The organism is Gilliamella apis, from assembly GCF_002142155.1.
Taxonomy (GTDB): domain Bacteria; phylum Pseudomonadota; class Gammaproteobacteria; order Enterobacterales; family Orbaceae; genus Gilliamella; species Gilliamella apis.
The window spans coordinates 40,540-61,923 of the sequence record NZ_NASD01000012.1 but is presented as its reverse complement, the minus strand read 5'-3'; the positions used below and the strand labels follow the sequence as shown (position 1 = coordinate 61,923).

Annotated in this window: 18 protein-coding genes; 5 read left to right on the top strand and 13 right to left on the bottom strand. The window is 33.7% G+C overall.

Annotated elements, in window-relative coordinates; all coding sequences use genetic code 11:
* Positions 1-19 precede the first annotated feature (19 nt).
* Positions 20-1,993, bottom strand: a complete 1,974-nt coding sequence (locus tag B6C84_RS07135; protein ID WP_086354017.1) for a TonB-dependent receptor domain-containing protein — start codon at positions 1,991-1,993, stop codon at positions 20-22.
* Between the two features lie 170 nt (positions 1,994-2,163).
* Here B6C84_RS07135 and B6C84_RS07130 point away from each other — a divergent pair, with 170 nt between their 5' ends.
* From B6C84_RS07130 to B6C84_RS07115, 3 genes are all read left to right on the top strand, one after another.
* Positions 2,164-3,084: an ABC transporter substrate-binding protein gene (locus tag B6C84_RS07130; RefSeq protein ID WP_086354016.1), complete on the top strand. Its 921-nt coding sequence runs from the start codon at positions 2,164-2,166 to the stop codon at positions 3,082-3,084.
* 689 nt (positions 3,085-3,773) lie between these two features.
* Positions 3,774-5,096, top strand: a complete 1,323-nt coding sequence (rimO, locus tag B6C84_RS07120) for a 30S ribosomal protein S12 methylthiotransferase RimO (RefSeq protein WP_086354014.1) — start codon at positions 3,774-3,776, stop codon at positions 5,094-5,096.
* Between the two features lie 7 nt (positions 5,097-5,103).
* Positions 5,104-6,492, top strand: a complete 1,389-nt coding sequence (locus B6C84_RS07115; protein WP_086354013.1) for an MATE family efflux transporter — start codon at positions 5,104-5,106, stop codon at positions 6,490-6,492.
* 58 nt (positions 6,493-6,550) lie between these two features.
* Here B6C84_RS07115 and tkt read toward each other — a convergent pair whose 3' ends face one another.
* From tkt to B6C84_RS07080, 6 genes are all read right to left on the bottom strand, one after another.
* Complete coding sequence (gene tkt / locus B6C84_RS07110) at positions 6,551-8,557, bottom strand: transketolase (RefSeq protein ID WP_086354012.1); 2,007 nt, start codon at positions 8,555-8,557, stop codon at positions 6,551-6,553.
* 117 nt (positions 8,558-8,674) lie between these two features.
* A complete protein-coding gene (gene tal / locus B6C84_RS07105) occupies positions 8,675-9,625 on the bottom strand; it encodes a transaldolase (RefSeq protein WP_065613207.1) in 951 nt (316 codons plus the stop codon).
* A gap of 612 nt (positions 9,626-10,237) precedes the next feature.
* Positions 10,238-10,474 (bottom strand): FeoC-like transcriptional regulator, encoded by a 237-nt coding sequence (locus B6C84_RS07095; RefSeq protein ID WP_065651889.1) that lies wholly within the window; start codon positions 10,472-10,474, stop codon positions 10,238-10,240.
* Positions 10,475-10,566: 92 nt separating this feature from the next.
* A complete protein-coding gene (feoB, locus tag B6C84_RS07090) occupies positions 10,567-12,840 on the bottom strand; it encodes a Fe(2+) transporter permease subunit FeoB (protein WP_086354011.1) in 2,274 nt (757 codons plus the stop codon).
* Positions 12,837-13,076: a FeoA family protein gene (locus B6C84_RS07085; RefSeq protein WP_081298917.1), complete on the bottom strand. Its 240-nt coding sequence runs from the start codon at positions 13,074-13,076 to the stop codon at positions 12,837-12,839. The genes feoB and B6C84_RS07085 overlap by 4 nt, the downstream gene beginning before the upstream one ends.
* Before the next feature lie 234 nt (positions 13,077-13,310).
* Positions 13,311-13,652: a nitrous oxide-stimulated promoter family protein gene (locus B6C84_RS07080; RefSeq protein WP_086320527.1), complete on the bottom strand. Its 342-nt coding sequence runs from the start codon at positions 13,650-13,652 to the stop codon at positions 13,311-13,313.
* A gap of 73 nt (positions 13,653-13,725) precedes the next feature.
* Here B6C84_RS07080 and B6C84_RS07075 point away from each other — a divergent pair, with 73 nt between their 5' ends.
* Positions 13,726-14,556, top strand: a complete 831-nt coding sequence (locus B6C84_RS07075) for a shikimate 5-dehydrogenase (protein ID WP_086320528.1) — start codon at positions 13,726-13,728, stop codon at positions 14,554-14,556.
* A 300-nt stretch (positions 14,557-14,856) separates the two neighbouring features.
* Here the strand turns inward: B6C84_RS07075 and B6C84_RS07070 are convergent, their stop codons facing one another.
* Complete coding sequence (locus B6C84_RS07070) at positions 14,857-15,813, bottom strand: carbohydrate kinase family protein (RefSeq protein ID WP_165754905.1); 957 nt, start codon at positions 15,811-15,813, stop codon at positions 14,857-14,859.
* A 360-nt stretch (positions 15,814-16,173) separates the two neighbouring features.
* Complete coding sequence (gene ycaO / locus B6C84_RS07065) at positions 16,174-17,937, bottom strand: 30S ribosomal protein S12 methylthiotransferase accessory factor YcaO (RefSeq protein WP_086320530.1); 1,764 nt, start codon at positions 17,935-17,937, stop codon at positions 16,174-16,176.
* A 124-nt stretch (positions 17,938-18,061) separates the two neighbouring features.
* Between ycaO and B6C84_RS07060 the strand changes: the two genes are divergently transcribed.
* Complete coding sequence (locus B6C84_RS07060; protein ID WP_065613220.1) at positions 18,062-18,388, top strand: DUF4282 domain-containing protein; 327 nt, start codon at positions 18,062-18,064, stop codon at positions 18,386-18,388.
* A gap of 83 nt (positions 18,389-18,471) precedes the next feature.
* On the opposite strand, the gene tsaD is transcribed toward B6C84_RS07060, so the two are convergent.
* The 4 genes from tsaD to coaE are packed head-to-tail and all read right to left on the bottom strand — an operon-like array spanning position 18,472 to position 21,087.
* The gene (tsaD, locus tag B6C84_RS07055) at positions 18,472-19,500 is read right to left on the bottom strand and encodes a tRNA (adenosine(37)-N6)-threonylcarbamoyltransferase complex transferase subunit TsaD (protein WP_065613221.1); all 1,029 of its coding nucleotides are present in this window, start codon (positions 19,498-19,500) and stop codon (positions 18,472-18,474) included.
* The gene (gene yacG / locus B6C84_RS07050) at positions 19,500-19,718 is read right to left on the bottom strand and encodes a DNA gyrase inhibitor YacG (protein ID WP_065613223.1); all 219 of its coding nucleotides are present in this window, start codon (positions 19,716-19,718) and stop codon (positions 19,500-19,502) included. The genes tsaD and yacG overlap by 1 nt, the downstream gene beginning before the upstream one ends.
* Positions 19,719-19,742: 24 nt before the next feature.
* Positions 19,743-20,480, bottom strand: coding sequence for a cell division protein ZapD (zapD, locus tag B6C84_RS07045; RefSeq protein ID WP_086320532.1), 738 nt, complete (start codon positions 20,478-20,480; stop codon positions 19,743-19,745).
* Positions 20,473-21,087 carry a dephospho-CoA kinase gene (gene coaE, locus B6C84_RS07040; RefSeq protein WP_065651881.1) on the bottom strand — a complete coding sequence of 205 codons (615 nt, stop codon included), beginning with the start codon at positions 21,085-21,087 and terminating at the stop codon, positions 20,473-20,475. The genes zapD and coaE overlap by 8 nt, the downstream gene beginning before the upstream one ends.
* Positions 21,088-21,384: the final 297 nt, after the last annotated feature.

Sequence of the window (21,384 nt, the reverse complement as noted above, 5' to 3'; positions counted from 1 at the left end):
TTTTATTGATGAATATTAATTAGAAATTAACTTCAGTACCAACAAAGTAACGACGACCTTCTAAAGTTTTACCAAAATCATCGTTAGAAACATCTCTATCAAATAAGTTATAAACGCCACCATAAATCTTAGCATTTTGATTTATTTGGAAAGATGCACCCACATCCCAGAAGGTATAACCTGGATATTCAATCTTTTTGCCACTACGATCCGTAGTTGTTTCCACTCCGTAATAAGCAACTTTAGTCCATAAATCCAATTGTTGGGTTAGATTCCAATCAAGCTGAGTATTGAATTTTTGCTTAGGTGTACGATTTAAAGATTTACCTTTATTTTTACCAGTTTTTTGTTCTGTTTTAGTCCAAGAATAGTTAGAACTTAGCAAGAAATCAGTAAACAATGGTGTTTTAAATGATAGTTCTAAACCTTTAAGATCGGCTTTATCTACATTCTCACGGCCTTGAACAAAATCAAATTTTTCTTTATAACCATTGATTCGGCAATTTCTTGATCCTGCTTTACCACGACAAATATAATAAGACTGGATTTTATCTTTATATTTAGTATAAAAAGCTGTTGCAGATGCATCAATACCATAATCATTGGTATAACCAACGCCTATTTCAAATGAATCCGTTTTTTCAGGTTTTAAATCGGGATTACCCATTATCATTCCTTTGTTACCTGTTCCAGATCCACCTGTAACCTGTCCCCAATCTGAAACAACTTGGCGTAGTTGTGGTGTTGCAAATCCAGTTGAATAACCACCCTTTAAGGTAAAGTTATCATCAATATTCCAGACACTATAGACTCTTGGATTCCAGTTGCTACCATAGTTTTCATCTTTGTTATAACGCAAACCAGCCGTTATACTCCAGTTATCAAAAATACTTATTTCATCCTCAGCGAATAATGCATAACTCCAACGATCAATTTTTGTTAGAGTTTTGTTTAACTGATTACCTCTATCATGAAGTTCTTGATAAGTATATGCTCCACCAGCAGTTAACATATTAATCGAGAAAGGAATTGTCACACGTGAGTCAACGTTAGTATTACGAATTTTCATTTTTCTTTCTGGATTATTATTACCTTCATGAGAAATAAAGGATGTCGTCGATACATCGCCAAATAAACCATTATGCGTTAAAGCAAAAGAGTTGCGACGGTTATCTCTATTAAAATCACCGCGATTAACTGGTCTTGTTTTACCACCTGAAGCATTACTGTTTTGTAAAGAGCGTCCAAAATCAAGATCAAATGTCTGAGTATCTGTAGCATTAAGTGATATTTTCCCATTTAAGCTACGTAATTTTTGTCCTGAATGACCATTTAAAAACTTATCTTCACTACGTTTGCTGTATTGGCCAAATAATTGAATACCTAAAATATCATCAATAATTGGGCCCATCGTTGAAAAACTACCTACATAGGTATTTTTCTCATCAGAACGATAAGGCACAATTGATTCAACCCTTAAACCACCGTGCCATTTGTTGGACACTTTTTTAGTAATGATATTAACTACCCCACCCATAGCATCTGAACCATATAGAGAAGACATAGGTCCACGGACAACCTCTATACGCTCAATAATGGTTAATGGAGGTAACCAGCCTTGTTCGAAACCAGAATTATCACTATTTGGTCTAGTTTCACGCGTACTAACTTTTTTTCCATCAATTAATAATAATGTATATTTGGCATCCATACCACGAATACTAATATCGGTCGAATCGCCGCCACCAGTTATTGTGACACCAGGAATGTCTTTCAGAGCATCGGTAACATCACGATAAGGTTTTTTGCTAATTTCTTCCGGCGTGATCACCGAAATTGTTGCTGGAGCTTCCTTAATTTGTTGAGAAAATCCTGATGCTGTCACCACCATAGTATCAGTATTTTTATCATCAGCCGCCATCGCTAAACCTGATAATGATAATAAAATACTTGTATTTAAGACATGTGTAGCCAACTTAAACTTCGTATTCATTGTTATAACCCTATTAATTATATTGATATTTTGCAAAGCAATCCGCGAGTAACAATATACTATATGAGAATAATTATCAATATCCTTACGAAAAATTATTTATTACTAGACAATCATAATCCTTTAAACAATAATAGTTATCATTTGCATCATACATATAGGAACTAATTATGAATACTAAGAAAAAACTATTATTAAGTAGCTTAGCAGCGTTAATGTTAGGTTTGACTGGTTGTCAATCGTCAATTACAGTAAATCCAGATAATAAACAATCAGTTGTTGTACCTAAATCACCAAATAAAGTTGTAGTGATGAATTATGGAGCCTTAGATACATTAGATGCTTTAGGTAAAGGATCAATTGTAACAGCAACACCGCTTTCTGTTCTTCCGGCTTATCTTCAACAATATAAAAATGCAACTATTACTGATACAGGTAATATGAAGGAACCAAATATTGATGCAATCAAACAAGCTAAACCGCAATTAATTATCATTGACGGCCGACAAGCAAGCCATACGGAAGAATTTACTAAAATCGCACCAGTAATTAATTTAAGCGTTGATGCAAAAAACTACCTTGAATCGACCAAAAATCATATCAATGTATTAGCAAGTATTACTGGTACTGAAAAAACAGCTAACAATCTAATTCAATCATTAGATGCTAAAGTAAGCAATGCACAATTAGTTGCTCAAGCAAGTAATAAAAAAGCAATTGTTGCTATTCATAATGACGGTAAAATGATCCTTATCAATGCAAGCTCTAGTGCCGCATTAATTCACGATGTGTTACATGTAAAACGCGCAGTACCATTAGCGCCACAACCAACCAATGGTATTGGTAAACCAAAACCAACCTTTATTGATAATAATTACATCAGTAAAGTTAAACCAGATATTATTTATGTTGTAGACCGTAGTAAAGCAATTGGCCAGTCTGCGATGAAAAATGATTTCTTCAATACAAAAGTATTAGCAAAAAGTAAAACTGAAGTTATTTATTTAACACCAGACCTTTGGTATTTATCTGGTGGCGGTGCTGAAAGTTTAGATCGTCAAATCGATGAAGTAATTAATGTATTAAAATAAATTGATTTTTTATAATAAATTAACTTCCTTTCACAAAAGCCCTTATCATTATAAGGGCTTTTTGATTAACAGATTTACCTTGTCCTTCCTCAGAATATTCCCCTCATCAAATGATTGATAAGTGTTTTTTATTGTTTACTATTACATGCCAATTGAATGTAAGGAGAGTAAACATTAATGAAAAAACTATTGTTAGTTGCAGTATTATTTTCTTTTATGGTTCACGCATGAACGTGATGCTCCGCTAGGTTTAACATGGGGTGCATCAATATCGGACATTGTTTCAAAATATAATGCAAAAGAAATAATTGAACAAAATGATTTGATCATATATGAATTACCTAACCCTCCTATAACATTACCTAATATTACTTTATATAAATTATTAGCTCTGTTGAAAGGAAAAAAATAGATGCAAAGGGTATTAATATTAGTGATCCGTCGAATAAGGTTTATCGATATTACCTATTACAAATAATTAAAATATAAACTTCAAATTATTTGCAATAAATAGCATGTTACATACATGCCATAAGAAATTATATTTTTATAGATGGTAACTGCGCTAAAAATTTTTATTTGGTTCAAGTTAAATATGTTAAAATGCTCGCCTGTTGTCATAATCTAAATTGGCAAACTTTTAAATTCTCGATAAATACCTCAATTAATTTTAAATTATTATAAATATTATGAATACATCATCCCCTACTATTGGATTTGTGAGCCTTGGTTGTCCTAAAAATTTAGTTGACTCTGAGCGAATTTTAACTGAATTACGTACACAGGGTTATCAAGTTGTACCTAGCTACGATAATGCAGATTTAGTAATTGTTAACACCTGTGGTTTTATTGATAGTGCGGTACAAGAATCATTAGAAGCCATTGGCGAAGCACTAAATGAAAATGGTAAAGTTATTGTGACTGGTTGTCTTGGCGCTAAAGAAGATCAAATTCGTGATGTACATCCTAAAGTGCTTGAAATATCAGGACCTCACAGTTATGAGGCTGTACTTGAGCATGTTAATAAATATGCACCTAAACCTACCTATAATCCATTTACTAGTTTAGTACCCGAACAAGGGGTAAAACTAACACCAAAACATTATGCTTATTTGAAAATCTCGGAAGGCTGCAACCATAGTTGTTCATTCTGTATTATTCCTTCATTACGTGGCGAAATGATCAGTCGCCCAATCGGTAATGTGCTTGATGAAGCAAAGCGTTTGGTTGATAGTGGGGTGAAAGAATTATTGGTTATTGCCCAAGATACATCAGCTTATGGTATTGATATAAAAAACCGAACCAATTTTTGGAATGGTATGCCGTTAAAAACCGATATTCATACCCTTTGTGAACAATTATCTAGTCTTGGTATTTGGGTTCGACTACATTATATGTATCCTTACCCTAGTGTGGATAATTTAATTCCTTTAATGGCGGATGGCAAAATCTTACCTTATTTGGATGTACCATTACAACATGCTAGCCCTACTGTATTAAAATCAATGAAACGACCGGGAACCATTGAAAGAACACTTGAAAGAATTCATAAGTGGCGAGATATTTGTCCTGAAATCACTCTACGTTCAACTTTTATTGTCGGTTATCCAGGCGAAACCGAACAAGATTTTGAATTACTGCTCGATTTTCTATCTCAAGCACAATTAGATCGTGTCGGTTGTTTCCCTTATAGTCCAGTAGAAGGCGCTGCGGCTAATCAATTAGCCAATCAAATACCGGAGCATATAAAACAAGAACGATTCCATCGGTTTATGCAATTGCAACAAACAATTTCAACCCGTAAGCTACAAAACAAAATTGGTAAAACATTATCCGTGCTTATCGATGAAGTGGATGCTGAAGGTGCAATTGGACGAAGTATGGCTGATGCACCGGAAATAGATGGTGTAGTCTATCTAAATGAAGAAAAAACGGTTAAAGTTGGCGATATTGTTAAGGTCAATATTGAACATTCAGATGAATACGATTTATGGGGAACTGTACAACAGTAAATAACCAATGAAATTACATTATCGAAATGAAATTAAAAATTTAATTACCTTAGCTATCCCTGTCATGATTGCTCAAATATCACAAACAGCAATAACGTTTGTTGATACAATTATGGCTGGAAATTACAGTAAAACAGCCTTATCAGGTGTTGCTATAGCGGTATCAATTTGGTTACCCACAGTATTATTTGGTCAAGGTCTATTGACTGTATTAACTCCCATTATATCAAACTTAAATGGTGCAGCTAAACGTGAGCAAGTTGCCGATCATACACGGCAAGGTGTGGTGATTGCATTAATTTTATCTGTGTTCATAATGTTAATTTTATATCATTCAGATAAAATAATTAGCTTAAGAAGTTCCGCTGATAATCCGATTGATCCAGACATGATTGAAGTTGCCGTTTCATTTTTACGTGCAATTATGTGGGGAGTACCAGCATTTCTACTATTTTTAGTTTACCGCAATCAATGTGAAGGTTTATCTAACACAAAACCCGCCATGGTAATAATATTCATTGCCTTACTTGCTAATATTCCAATTAACTATATTTTAATTTATGGCAAATTAGGCTTACCTGCTTTTGGTGGTGTCGGTTGTGGTATTACTGCAGCAATAATTTTCTGGTTAATGTTTGGTTTAATCCGTATATATACCTTAACTACTGCTAGCCAACGAGATATTCGTAAAACACCATTAACAAAGCTTGTTGATTTTTCCATCATTAAAAAGATAGTGCTGTTAGGAACACCTTTAGCCCTTGCTTACTTTTTTGAAATGAGCTTGTTTGCTGTAGTTGCCTTACTTATTGCCCCTCTCGGACAAATAACTGTGGCTGCTCATCAAATTATCTTTACTATTAGTAGTTTAACATTTGCAATTCCATTATCTCTAGGCGTGGCGACCAGTATTCGTGTCGGTTACTTATTGGGTAAAAATAAACCAATTCTAGCCAAGCAAACTGCTTATATAAGTTTAGCGATATCCTTCATGATAGCGGTAATCGTCGCATTAATTCTGGTCATTTTTAGATCACCAATAATAACCATATTTACTCATGAGATCGATGTAATAACCATCTGTCTACAACTGATTATTTTACTTGCCATCTATCAAGCTTCAGATTATTTACAAGTAGTCGCAAGTAATGTATTACGTGGTTATAAAGATACTAAGAGCATCTTTTTTATTACTTTACTGTCTTATTGGGTTGTTGGTTTACCAGTTGGTTACATATTAGGCTTAACTGATCTAGTGATGGAACCAATTGGTGCAGCAGGATTTTGGATAGGGATTATATCAGGGCTTGCTGTTGCTGCATTTCTGTTAATTGCTAGAATGGTTTATCTACAAAAACAACCAACAGAAATAATATTAAAACGCGCTTCTAGATAATTTAATTAGATTAAAAAAAGCCACCATAAGGTGGCTTTTTACTATTTAAATAAATTTATTATTTTAATAAACTATTGGCTTGTTTTAGAACATTCTCAACTGTAAAGCCGAATTTAGCAAATAATTGTTCTGCTGGACCTGACTCACCAAAGCTTGTCATACCAATAATCTTGCCATTTAGACCAACATATTTATACCAATAGTCACTAATACCAGCCTCAATAGCGACTCGTGCAGTGACTGAAGATGGTAATACTGATTCTTTATAAGCTTGGTCTTGTTTATCAAATGCATCGGTTGATGGCATTGAAACAACACGTACTTTTTTACCAGCTTCGGTAAGTTTATGATAAGCCTCAACAGCTAGTTCGACTTCAGAACCAGTGGCAATTAAAATCAGTTCAGGAGTTCCACTGCAATCATTTAAAATATAGCCACCACGATAAACATTGGCTAATTGTTGTTCAGTGCGTTCTTGTTGTTTAAGATTTTGTCTTGAGAAAATTAACGCAGTTGGACCATCTTTACGTTCAACGGCATATTGCCAAGCAATAGCTGATTCAACTTGGTCACAAGGACGCCAAGTACTAACATTTGGAGTAACACGTAAGCTTGCTATCTGTTCAACAGGTTGGTGAGTTGGACCATCTTCTCCTAAGCCAATTGAGTCATGCGTGTAGACAAATAAAGAGCGAATTTTCATTAAAGCGGCCATACGAACTGCGTTACGCGCATATTCCATAAACATTAAGAAAGTTGCACCATAAGGAATAAAACCGCCATGTAAAGCGATACCATTCATGATTGCAGACATACCAAATTCACGTACACCATAATGAATGTAGTTACCATCTGGATTAGCTAAAATCTCTTTAGAGCCTGACCACATAGTTAAATTACTTGGTGCTAAATCAGCTGAACCACCTAAAAATTCAGTTAACACTGGCGCAAAAGCTTCAATGGCATTTTGTGAGGCTTTGCGGGTAGCAATTGTTGCCGGATTTGCTTGTAGCTTATTAACAAAATCTTTAGCAACCTGTTGCCAATTACTTGGTAAATCACCATTCATACGACGTTTGAATTCTTTTGCCAATTCTGGGTAAGCTTTTGCATATGCATCAAAGCGAGCATTCCACTCATCTTCACGTTGTTTACCAGTAGCTTTTGCATCCCATGCGTCATAATAATCTTTTGGAATTTCAAATGCAGGATATGACCAACCTAAAGCTTTACGCGTTGCTTCTATTTCAGCATCACCAAGTGGTGCGCCATGACAATCATGACTTCCTGCTTTGTTTGGAGAACCAAAACCAATAACAGTTTTACACATTAATAATGATGGTTTATCAGTTACAGCTTGTGCTTGCTCGATAGCTTCAGCTAATGCCTTAGCATCATGGCCATCAATACTACGAATAACATGCCAACCATATGCTTCAAAACGTTTAGCGGTATCGTCGGTAAACCAACCTTCAATTTCACCATCAATTGAAATACCATTATCATCATAAAAAGCAATTAATTTGCCTAATTTAAGTGTACCCGCTAATGAACATACTTCATGAGAAATCCCTTCCATCATACAACCATCACCCATAAATACATAGGTATGGTGATCAACAATAGTATGTGCAGGTTTGTTAAATTGAGCTGCTAATGTTCTTTCAGCAATAGCCATACCGACAGCATTAGCAATTCCTTGCCCTAAAGGACCTGTTGTTGTTTCAATGCCTGGAAGATGTCCAAATTCTGGATGACCTGCGGTTTTAGCATTTAATTGACGAAAGTTTTTTATGTCATCAAGGGTTACGTTATATCCAGTCAAATGTAACAAGCTATAAATTAACATTGATGCATGACCATTTGATAATACAAATCGATCCCGATCAGCCCAATTAGGATTAGTAGGATTGTGTTTTAAAAATCCTCGCCAAAGGACTTCAGCCATATCGGCCATCCCCATCGGCGCACCAGGATGGCCTGATTTTGCTTTTTGCACGCCATCCATGCTTAATGCTCTTATCGCATTGGCTAGTTCGCGGTGGGATAGTGTGGTTACATTCATGTTAATATTCTCCAAAAATATATTTTAAATATTCATTGATTGTCTACAAACAGCAGACAGATAAAACGCTTTCGTACCAAAACAAAAAAGGGGAATATATTTCCCCTATTCTTTTAATTAAAGTAGTGCTCCGATCATATCTTCTAGTTTACCCTGATCGACAGCAAATGCACGGATGCCTTCAGCCAATTTTTCAACAGCCATAGCATCACTGTTATGCTGCCATCTAAACTCAGCTTCAGTCATTAATGCTGGACGCTCAACTAAAGTTTGATTTGGATCTAATTTACGCACTACTGGGGCACTTGATTTTTGCATCTCAGACAATAAATTAGGGGAAATAGTTAAACGATCACAACCCGCCAATGCTAAAATTTGATCAACTTGTCTAAAACTAGCCCCCATGACAATAGTCTTATAACCATGTTGTTTATAATAGTTATAGATATTACGTACTGAAACTACACCAGGATCTTGGTCAGCAATATAAGGATCTATAGGTTTTTTGGCTTGATACCAATCATAAATACGACCAACAAATGGTGAAATTAAAAAGGCATTAATTTCAGCACAAGCTCGCGCTTGAGCGAAGGAAAACAATAAAGTTAAATTACAGTTAATCCCTTCTTTTTCTAAAACCTCAGCAGCTTTAATACCTTCCCACGTAGAAGCGATTTTAATCAGAATTTTTGATTTATCAATGCCTTTTTGTTTATAAAGCTCAACAATTCGACGAGCTTTTTCAATACAGGCTTGGGTATCAAATGATAATCTTGCATCAACTTCAGTCGAAATTCGTCCTGGGATAGATTTTAAAATTTCAGCGCCAATATTTACCGCTACTTGGTCACAAGCATTAACCAATTGCTCGGCTTTACTACCACCTAGTTTTTTAGCTGTTTCAATAGCAGAATCAATTAAATAACGATATTGAGGAAGTTGAGCAGCTTTTAAAACAAGCGATGGATTAGTTGTTGCATCTTCAGGAGAAAACTGTTTAATTGAATCGATATCGCCAGTATCAGCAACCACTACGGTTAATTTTTTGAATTCATCTAATTGACTCATACTTCTATTTCCTCTACTACATGTTTTTTAAACATAATTATAATAACATTTATTAAGTAATAAAACGACAAGGTTTCATCGTTTCGGTTAAGGTCTTTTTGGCTAAAAATGAACAAGACTGATAAAACTACAATTTGATCAGAATAAGCTATCGATAAAAACGAAAAACATTGATATTTCATAGCCATTAACTAACTTTTTAGTACATAAAAATTAACAGGTAAATAATGTAAAAAATTGACTCTTCATATTTATGTAATCATCTAAACCAGTAGTTAGCAATTTGTTGATCGAATTTAAATCAAGGATATCTTTTTATCACTTGTTATCGGTTTTATAGTTTTTACTTAATTTACACCAAAATGAACATAAGTTCATATTAATATCATTTGTAATTTTGAGATACAAATAAATTTAATTTTGTGACATAAGTCGCAAAAAAAATAGTAAATAAAAGATAATTTAATTTTTAATAGCTGATAAAGAAGTGGATTCAATTCTAAAAAAAGCAAAAAGTTAAAATAATTTGGCAAGAATTTATCAAAGGTTAGATATTAATACTTTTGATACAATCAAATTAACTTTAACCATTAATTGATTGTATTCGATATTTTACTCAATCCATACATAGCTTGCATAAGCGTCTAAATTACAACTTATACACGTTGAACACTGTTTACCTGCACAAGTTAATAAATCACGTTTAATTAATTTTATTACTCCTTTTTTAACCCAAAAATTCAGCATAGGTTCAACTGCACTGCTAGATAAGCGAAAGTGACGAGCCACATCTTGCAGATTAGCTCGTCCTTGTAACTGAATATAATCACGAATTGCGGTAATTAACATATTATTCAATATTTAAATTTATCATTAACCAATAATTTTTATTCACAACAAGCTGATTGATTGTTGTGAGATCGTGGTTTTGGTAAGTAATATTAATTAAAGCAAGGTAAACGCCCCATTTTACGCATAACGATAAAAATGAAAGTCATAAATCCTCCAATAGCTATCAACCAATAAGGCGCACATGAAGATTGGCCTAATAAACTAAATTGGTAATAAATAGTTGCAGACAACCAACCTATAACAAATGTCCAAATAGCAACAAATATCATCCATTTTAGCCCTGTTTCACGATAGATTGTGCCTAATGCTGCCGCACAAGGTGTATAAAGCAACACAAAAATAAGATAAGCAATAGCTGAAGATGATGTAACAAATGAACTACTTATTTTCGATACCGTAGTCGAGTCGACAGACAATTCATTTCGTAGACTGTTTTCATCTTGATTAATTCTGGATAGACCTAGCGGATCAGCGATTGAGTTAGTTAAATCAATAAAACGATCTGGAATGGTTTCTAACGCTGACTTGATGCCATCATAAAAAGAAAAATGTTCTGGTTGTTCAGTTTGATGATCCATTGAATAAAGTGAATTTAAAGTTGCCACAACTGACTCTTTAGCAAAGATTCCGGTAAAAATACCTACTGTTGCAGGCCAATTTTGCTTATCAATTCCCATTGGTGTAAATACAGGAGTAACTTTTTGCCCCATAACTGATAACACAGAGTGATTTGAATTTTCATTCCCAAATGAACCATCAGTTCCTAAGGAATTAAAGAAGCTAAGTACGGTTACCATAACGACAATGGCTTTTCCTGCTCGTAAAACAAAGCTTTTCAAACGTTGAAAAGTTATTCTCAACATACTCCGTAATGTCGGAATACGATAAACGGGCATTTCCATAATAAATGGCGTTAATTCACCTTGTAACAGTGTACTTTTTAATATAAATCCCGTTAGCATAGCGACCAAAATACCCAGCAAATACAGCATAAAGACAATAATTGATGCATGATTAGGAAAAAAAATCACAGCAAACAAAGCATAAATGGGTAATCGAGCACTGCAAGACATAAACGGAATTAAACAAATTGATAAAATACGATCACGAGGGCTATCAAGTGTCCTTGTTGCCATAATTGCTGGTACGCCACAACCAAACCCCATTAGCATGGGTACAAACGCTTTACCGGGTAAACCAATGCATCGCATAAAACGATCAACAATCATTGCTGCTCGCGCTAAATAACCTGAATCTTCCAAAAAAGATAGCACAAAAAACATCGCCGCAATAACCGGTATAAAGGTCGATACCGTAGTGATGCCATTGCCGACCCCATCAGCTAAAATAACTGTTAACCAAGTTGGTGTATCTAGCATATTTAAGAGATAAGCAAAGCCATTAACAAAAATGGTACTAAATACTCCTTCAAAGAAATCAACAAAAACTGAACCAAAATTAATCGCAATAAAAAACATGCTATACATTGCGAGTAAAAAAAATGGAATACCAGTAAAACGCCCTAAAGCTAATTTATCTAATTTTTCAGTAAGATTAATATTGGCTTCTCTAGGCTTATCAATCACCATCTTGCAAAGCGTATCAATCGTATCATAACGTGCACTTGCAAGTGCTACGTCAATCTGATTATCGAAATTGATAGACAATAAACAACGACAAGCAGCTAACTTTTCGTTTTCTAAAAAATCTAAAGATTGATTTTCCCCATTAAGCAAGGCTTCAATTAACTGCCAACGATTAAATTGTTGTATCCGACTGGTTGCAGGCAATTCACCTAAATATCGGTTAAATACCGCTTGTGCACCACTACTTAACGTATCAATGGTTGGCATTGCAATCTTTAAATTCGATGTGCTAGCTTCAATTTGCTGATAAAATTTTGATAATCCAGTTTTTCGCGTAGACGAAATCGCAATAACCGGACAACCTAACGCTTTGGTTAATTTATCGATATTTAATCTTTCTCCCATAGCTTTAAGTGCATCAACCATATTAAGCACAATTATCATAGGTACTTGCATATCAATTAACTGAAATGTTAGATATAAACTGCGTTGTAAATTTGTTGCATCAATAACATTAACTATCAAGCTATTGTTATCAGCTAATAGAAACTGCCGAGTAATAAATTCATCTTGAGCAATACCGATTGGATCTGGCTCTACAGAGTAAGTTCCCGGTAAATCAACAATATCATAGTGCTTATTTTGATAAGCAAACGAACCAGATTTGTGCTCAACGGTTACCCCTGGCCAATTACCTACACGCTGTTTTGAACCAGTTAACAAATTAAATAATGTCGTTTTGCCACAATTAGGATTACCAACTAATGCAATTTTCATGCGACTACCTCAACTTCAATTGCCGCCGCTTCACGACGGCGTAAACACAGTAGAAAACCACGCAAATTAATTTCAATTGGATCACCTAATGGAGCTATTTGCATCACAGTCAACTTACATCCGGGCGTCATTCCCATAGCTAAAAGCTTTTGACGAAAAGGTAAAGAGTCAGGTAACAGACGTTTAATAACAGCTTCACGTCCTTGAGAAAGGCGATCAAGCGTAAATGCAGACATCATACTTCCTATCAAATAAGGTTGTATTTAAAAAATGACAATATTTTAAAAGATAATCATTCGCATTTTTAGCATTTAACTGCGAGTAAATTGCAAAAAACATCTAAAATAAGTGAAAATTATTGCATTGATAGAAAAAACGAATGCAACATTGATGAAATCAAAAAAATAAGTGATAAAAATAAGCCAAAAACCCCTCTCCTCAACTTTTTTAATTGTGAAAAAATACTTTTGTTAAAATACCTTCAAAATAGTTTTCAAATTTTTATACAAATGCTTAACCGCCATGATTGGATGATGGATCATCATTCTTGGCCCTGCATAACGCATAACTTCTTTAATCTTCTGTTTATAATCTTTACGATAACAATGTTTTGGACATTTTTCGCAGGTAGTTTTCTTCTCACCAAATCGGCACATAGTTAAACGTTGCATGGCGTATTGCAAGAGATCACTACACTCATCACATAGTTGATTTTTTGGAGTATGGTGTTTTTGGTGACAATATAGGTGTATCATCACTTTTACGGTAGCTTTTTCTTGAGTTATTTTCGGACCAGTATTGTTTGCAACCATAATCAAATATACGTTAGTTAAAATAGATGATAGAATAAAGAATTAGTTAATATGATCACAAGGATTTTGGTTAATGGCAAGAATTATCAACAAAGATACTATTGTTTGTATGTCTCTTTCAGCAAGACCAAGTAATTTTGGTACTCGTTTTCACAATTTTTTATATGAAAAATTAGATTTAAATTATCTATATAAAGCTTTTACAACCAATAACTTAAAAGATGCTATTTATGGAATTAAAGCATTATCAATTCGTGGTTGTGCTATCTCAATGCCTTATAAACAAGCATGTATCGAATTTATTGATGAATTAGATGTTTCGGTACAATCAATTCAAGCGGTTAACACTATTGTTAATACCGATCACTATTTGAAGGCCTACAACACTGATTATATTGCGGTGGAAAAACTAATTAAAGCTAATCATATCAGTAATAACACACCATTTATTTTAAAAGGTAGTGGTGGTATGGCTAATGCTGTAATTGGGGCATTTTACGATGCTGGTTTTAAACATGGCATAGTCTGTGCTAGAAACCAACAGAAAGGGGAAGCTTTAGCTAAGCGTTATAATTACCAATGGCAAAAAGATGAATCTACCATTACACCAGAACAAGCTAAATTAATTATCAATGTTACGCCAATTGGCATGCAAGGTGGCATTGAGGCAGACCAATTATCGTTTAGTGAAGCAATGATTAACCAAGCAGATATTATATTTGATGTTGTCGCCCTACCCGTTGAAACACCACTTATAAAGTATGCTAAAAACTTAAATAAAACGATTATTTCAGGAGCTGATGTCGCCGTGTTACAAGCGGTTGAGCAATTTATTTTATATACCGGTGTTACTCCTAGTGAAGAATTGATCCAGCAAGCAGGTGAATTCGCCAGACAAGGTTAAGAACATTACAAAAAAATAATAATAAAGACAGGTTAACATGTTAAACATGGACGTTTAACAAAATTGTAGTTTGTTTTAAAAAATATATCAAAACGATAACAGTGATTAATAAAATGGTCTTATGAGAAAACGCTTTGTTTAAAGCTTATAAACGTAATTGAATGAGCATAATTGATTATAAAATCCTATTAGAAAGCAGAAAATTTGTGATACTTAAAAATATTTAGAAAAGTAATTTTTAGAGATTCAAGAGCTCGCTCAAATAAAACAATTTTGATGATCAATCATTTTAGTAATAGATCAAAAAAAGTATTTAAAATCTTTAATAAGATCTTTACCTGCTCGATTAATATCAACCAAGTTAGGCATTGCACTACGCCCTCTTTTCTGTTTGTTGGCTGCTACTATGGCTAGATTGGCAAACAAAATCGTTTTCTCTAATGGCCAACCATAACTAATACCGTAAGCAAAAGCCCCCTGAAAAATATCATTTTCAGTAATGTCATCAACAGCTTGTTTGTTAAAGCCAGAAATTGTTACTACTTGTTGATGATCAAGATATACGCAATCTTTTTTATTCATACGAATAATAATTTTACCGTTAGTTAAATTGCGTAATTTTTTCAATGCACTTTTAATCTCATCGCTACCATGGAAAGCTTTTAATTTAACAAAAGCACTAGCAAATTGTTCTGTTACAATTAGATAATCAGCTTGTTGAGCTAAGTACAAACTATTAGCCGACAGGTTATCTACATTCATAATCATTTTGACTTTGGGTAAATGCTCAATTAGGTACTCACTCAATTCTGCTTCATAGCCATCAGCTAACATAACTATATCATTTTTGTTTTCGCTTACAGTTTGTACAAAGTGAGCTAATTTATTTTTTTCTGCTATTGTCAATTTAGGCGGCTGTACCAAGCGATGTGATATAATAGTATAGCTATTATTTTGCTCATCAACGGTGATAGCTTCTAATGGTGTGACCATTTTCTCTGAAAAGATAAATTGCCGCGTATTAACGCCAATATTAGCAAGCTCTGTCTCAATTTGATTACCATGATTATCATTGTTGAGATGGCCAATATGATATATATCTTCACCCCATAGTGCTAATAAATATGCTGTATTAGCACATGATCCTCCGCCAGAATAAACAACATCATCGGAAGTAATTGAACCATTCAGTTCCAAACCAGATGAGGTAAAACACAATAGATCTAAACAAGCAAAACCAACGGTAAGTATTGTCATCATTTATCCTTAATAAATTATATAATTTAAAAAAAACAAATATTGAAAATAATTTAACTAAACGATTTTGAACGTAATTGTGCTATTGATTACCATTAATTAAGAGAGAAAAAAGCAATAAGGGAAGTAATCTTACTGCTTTAATATAATACAACAATGCCAACAAAGATCTTTTGGATATGTAAATCTAAATTTTGATAACTTAATCAAATAACAGATCTAATTATGGATCATTTATATAATATGCTAATTAGCCCCATTTGATAAGTATTAATTAAAAATTTTTTTATAAAAACTATTGTAACCATCAATAATAACTATTAATAGTTAGTTTTTTCTGATAATTAATAAAATTTTTCATTACATAATTTGATGTAATTTATTATATACATCTAAAAGCTTTTTGTGCATGGTAAATAGATCCATTAAACTATCACTATCTGAAATAGAGTGATCTAAATCCGTTAGCCCAAAAAATTGTTTTTTTGCTGTTGCATAAAGCCACATTTCTGCTACACAGGAACTACCATACATTTTATTAAAAGCAGGTTGATAATCATCAAATTGGTTTGCGCCACGCTCAATAATGAAATTAACTAAAGTTTGCAAACAACGATAGGCATGATTGCGTTCTACACTAAAAATAGACTCATTCATTTCAATCGTCCAATCTATCCATAATTTAGCTTGCGGTAAATCCTGTGCTGCTAACGCCAGCATAGCTTTTAATTCGCCAATTCTCAATGTTAACCATGCATTATCTTTACCTGTTGCAATACCAAGTAATTCACGAACTCGAGCAAAATCATCTATACCTTCTTCATCAAACAGTTCAATAATGTCGAGTAGTTGCTTGTTAGTACGTTTTTGATATGGTAGTGACAAAATCAAATCACGAAGATGAATCACCATATTGTTATTAGCAATTAACAGATCCTCTGGCGGATAGATTTCTGACATGCCAACGGCTAAAATTCGACAAGCATAAACCCCAAGATGCTGATAATCCATTATTAACACTTCTATTTGATGACGCTCAAAAATCGCCATCAAGTTGGCAAATTCCTGCTCGGTTGTACCAGAAAAATCCCAATCAACAAACTCATAATCCGATTTTTGATTAAAAAGATCCCAAGAAATTAAGCCACTTGAATCAATAAAATGCGTTTCTAAATTACTAAGATCTGCTACATCATCATTATCAAAACTTGGCGGTGAAAACACATCAAGATCTTTAAGACTTCGACCTTGTAGTAATTCAGTCACTGTTCGTTCAAGTGCTACACCAAAATTAGGATGAGCACCGAATGAAGCATAACATGTACCATTTTGAGGGTTAAATAGCACAACACAAATCACTGGAAATTCACCAGCTAATGATGCATCAAAACAATAAATAGGGAAACCTTCCTTTTCAAGCGTTTCGATTGCTGCTAATACGGCTGGATAACGATTAATTACTGTTTCGGGAATAGTTGGCAGACTAATAGCTTCAGCAATAATTTTATTTTTGGTATAACGTTCAAATATTTCGGATAAAGCTTGTACTCGCGCTTCATTTTGTGTGTTGCCTGCTGACATTCCATTTGATGCATATAAGTTAGCAATTAAGTTCACTGGTACATAAATGGTTTTGCCATCTGATTGTTGTACAAATGGTAAAGCACAAATACCCCTTTCACTATTACTAGACTGTAAATCAATTAGATCCGTTGCCGTTAATTCGTGTTCAGGATCATAAAAATTAAGTAACTTTTGCGATAATAAACCTTTGGGTAAACTATTATCATCAGGAATTGCAAACCATTTTTCCGATGGATAATGAACAAATTCACCATTAGCGACTTTATCACCTAAATAAAAATCAGAAAAAAAGTAGTTAGTTGAAAGTCTCTCAAAATATTCACCTAAAGCAGAAGCTAACGCCGCTTTTTTACTCGAGCCTTTGCCATTAGCAAAACATAAAGGACATTTTATATTTTGAATATGTACCGACCAAACATTGGGCACGGGGTTAAGCCAAGAGGCTTCATTAACAGCTAAATCATATTTATCTAATTGTTGTTGAAAATAGTTAATGGAATCTTCAAGTGCTGCATCTTTACCCGGAATAAATGTTTTCATATTAAAATTTTAAAAACCTTTTTAAAAATAACGTTGCTTTATTGATTTATTTGGTATTAAATGTATCGTTTTTTTGACCAAAGTCAAAGCAATAAAATAAATAAAACTTAATTAAGGAAATAAAATGAAAAAAATAATAGATACCAGTGGACTTTCTTTTAAAGACTTTTTCTTTTTTGACAAAATGTTCACGCCTAAAATTATTACTGTAATTTATTGGATAAGTTTAATTCTTATCGCATTTTCAGGTCTAGTTATCATCTTCTCAAGTTTTCTAATTATTCGTTATAGTTTTGGCTCAGCACTACTAGGTATAATAACCGGCATTATAACCATCGTTGGTGGTGCTTTATTTACCCGCATCGGATACGAAATAATTTGTGTTCTATTCAATATTAACCGAAATATCGAAAAACTAGCTTTAAATAAATCAACTGACGATAATCAATAAGTCTTATATTAAGAAAAAAGTGGGGAATTTACCCCACTATAAAAATCTGGTAATGCTCCATTGATAAATAATTAAATAGGATATTATTCTTTCGCGTTTAATTCACTTAATGGCCATCTTGGTTTAACCTCAATAGCTAGATCGGCAAATTGTGAGGCTTTAAGATGAATCATACCTGCATAGGCTATCATCGCACCATTATCAGTACAAAATTCTAATCGAGGATAATAAACTTGCCCTTTGCGTTGGGCCATAAGTGCAGCAAGTTGGCGACGTAAAGTTTTATTGGCACTCACTCCTCCGGCAATAACCAATCGATTAAAACCAGTTTGATCTAAAGCTCGACGCGACTTTATTAATAAAGTATCAACTAAAGCATCCTCAAAGGCCTTAGCTATATCTGCTCTGGTTTGTTCGTCAAGATCCTGAGCTTGGCTCTGTTGATAAATAGTATTTGCTGCAGCAGTTTTAAGCCCTGAAAAGCTAAAATCTAAACCAGGTCTATCAGTCATCGGTCGAGGAAAACGAAACCGTGTGGCATCGCCGAGTTCAGCTAATTTTGATAATTTTGCACCACCAGGATAGTCAAGTCCTAACAATTTAGCAGTTTTATCAAATGCTTCCCCTGCTGCATCATCAATTGATTCACCAAGTAATTGATATTTACCAACACCAGTTACTTTAATTAACTGAGTATGTCCTCCTGATACTAACAAAGCCACAAATGGAAACTCAGGAGGATTATCTTCTAGCATAGGGGCTAACAAGTGACCTTCCATATGATGAACCGCAACGGCTGGTACGTCCCATGCATATGCAAGTGAGCGTCCAATAGAGGCGCCAACCATTAAAGCCCCAATCAAACCTGGGCCTGCGGTATAAGCCACACCATCAATATCACTTGCACACAAATTAGCCTCTTTTAGTGCAGCTTGTATCAATGGCACTGTTTTACGAATATGATCACGAGAGGCCAATTCTGGCACAACGCCACCATAATCGGCATGTAATTTTATTTGTGAATAGAGTTGATTAGCGATAAGCCCTTGCTTGTCATCATAAATGGCAATACCTGTTTCATCACACGATGTTTCAATACCTAAAATCTTCATTAATATTTACTCACTAAATTGGAAAGATCATCTTCACTCCAAAGATCTTGTTCACTTAGTTCTTTATCAGCAATGCGATGTTCTTCAGTTGCCCAATCACCTAAGTCAATTAATTGACAACGTTTACTACAAAAAGGTCGGTATAAACTTTTTTCAGACCATTCAACATCTTTTTGACAGGTAGGACACTTTACAATAGTAACAGTATTTTTATTCATTTAAACACTCTTAAAGTAATAGGACTAACAACATGCAAGTTCAAATTCAATTGCATCAATATTACTATTATCGCCAGCATAAAGGGGTAAAAAACGAATGCTATAACGAGACATGTGACCGGAAACTTGAGGGTAAACATTTTTCTCGAAAGCAACACGAATTCGAATCAAATTCACATCGCCATTAGTCTCTTGAAAAAAATTATTAGTACAAGTAAAAGTTTTAAATTCACCTAGTTGCCTAATAAACTGTAAACATGCTTTTAACGTTTCATCAAGTATTGCAATATGCTGCAGCCATTTATCAACTTGAATATTACGTTTTTCTTGCGGTTGATTTAACCACAAATGGAAAGATGGTAAATCAAAACTACAACATCCACCTGGAATCATCAAACGCTGACGAATTGCCATGATAAATCGATCATCTTTTAACGGTTGTCCCAAACGTAAACTTGAGTTAAATTTAGTTAAAAACACTTCATACTTGTTAATCATTTCGCCAAGCAATTCTTTATCAACACCGTCAATATCAATCCAAGAAAGTAATTTTTGTTTTTGAGCTTCAATCTCTTTAATCAAATCCCCTTTGACATCATTTCGTTCAATAATTTCGAGTAATTCAGATAAAGCATGAAAAAACAATAAAGCATTATTTTTCTCAAAATGATGGTGTGTATTTAATTGATTAAGTAAAAATTCAAGCCGTAACCAAGTACGCATTTTTTCGTTTAATGGATGTTCAAAAACAATGTTATTCATAGCTATTCTTAACTTTAGAGTTATGCAAATATTTTTTATTTAAATCATATATTTGCATTGTTAATGACACCAAATTACCGTCATTAATAATAATATCATCTGCAAATGCTAAACGATCGCTTAATGAAACTTGTGAATCAATCATTCTCTTGGCTAAAGACTCACTTATTTTATCACGATCAATTAAGCGCTCTAGTTGTAACGCCTCTGGAGTATCAATTATTAACACCCGATCAGCTAGTTGGTGTAGATTATTTTCAATTAATAATGGTACCACCCAAATTATATAAGGAGCTGTTTGTTTTGCAATCTGTTGTTGAGTTTCTTGTGCAATAATCGGGTGCAATAAGTTGTTTAACCATAACCGTTCATGTTCATTATTAAAAATAATTTCTCTTAATTGACTTCGATCTAACTCACCATTTTCTAACAAGATCTCTTGACTAAAATGTTTTACAATTTGCGTCAAAGCAGATGATCCTACAGCAACAACTTGCCGAGCAATTACATCAGCGTCAATAATTGGTACACCTAATTGCGCAAATAGATTAGCAATGGTACTTTTACCACTGGCAATGCCACCACTAAGTGCAACAATATAAGACATACATTAGTTCCAATAAATAATCATTTCGAAAATAATTATATCATACAACTATTAAACAGAATATACGCCAATAAATTACTAAACTAGCCATTAAATTTACGCCAAGCATTACTTTATTAGCAAGATAGATTGTTTGTAGCATAAAATTGTTTCTTTAAATAGTTTTATGAAAATTTTCAATACTATTATGTGATTTAGATCGAAAATCTAACTTTAGTTACCATTTTTATCCACTATTCATAAAAAAAATAGATAAAACAGTTGTTTTGTTTTTTTAGCTGTATATAATCACATGTA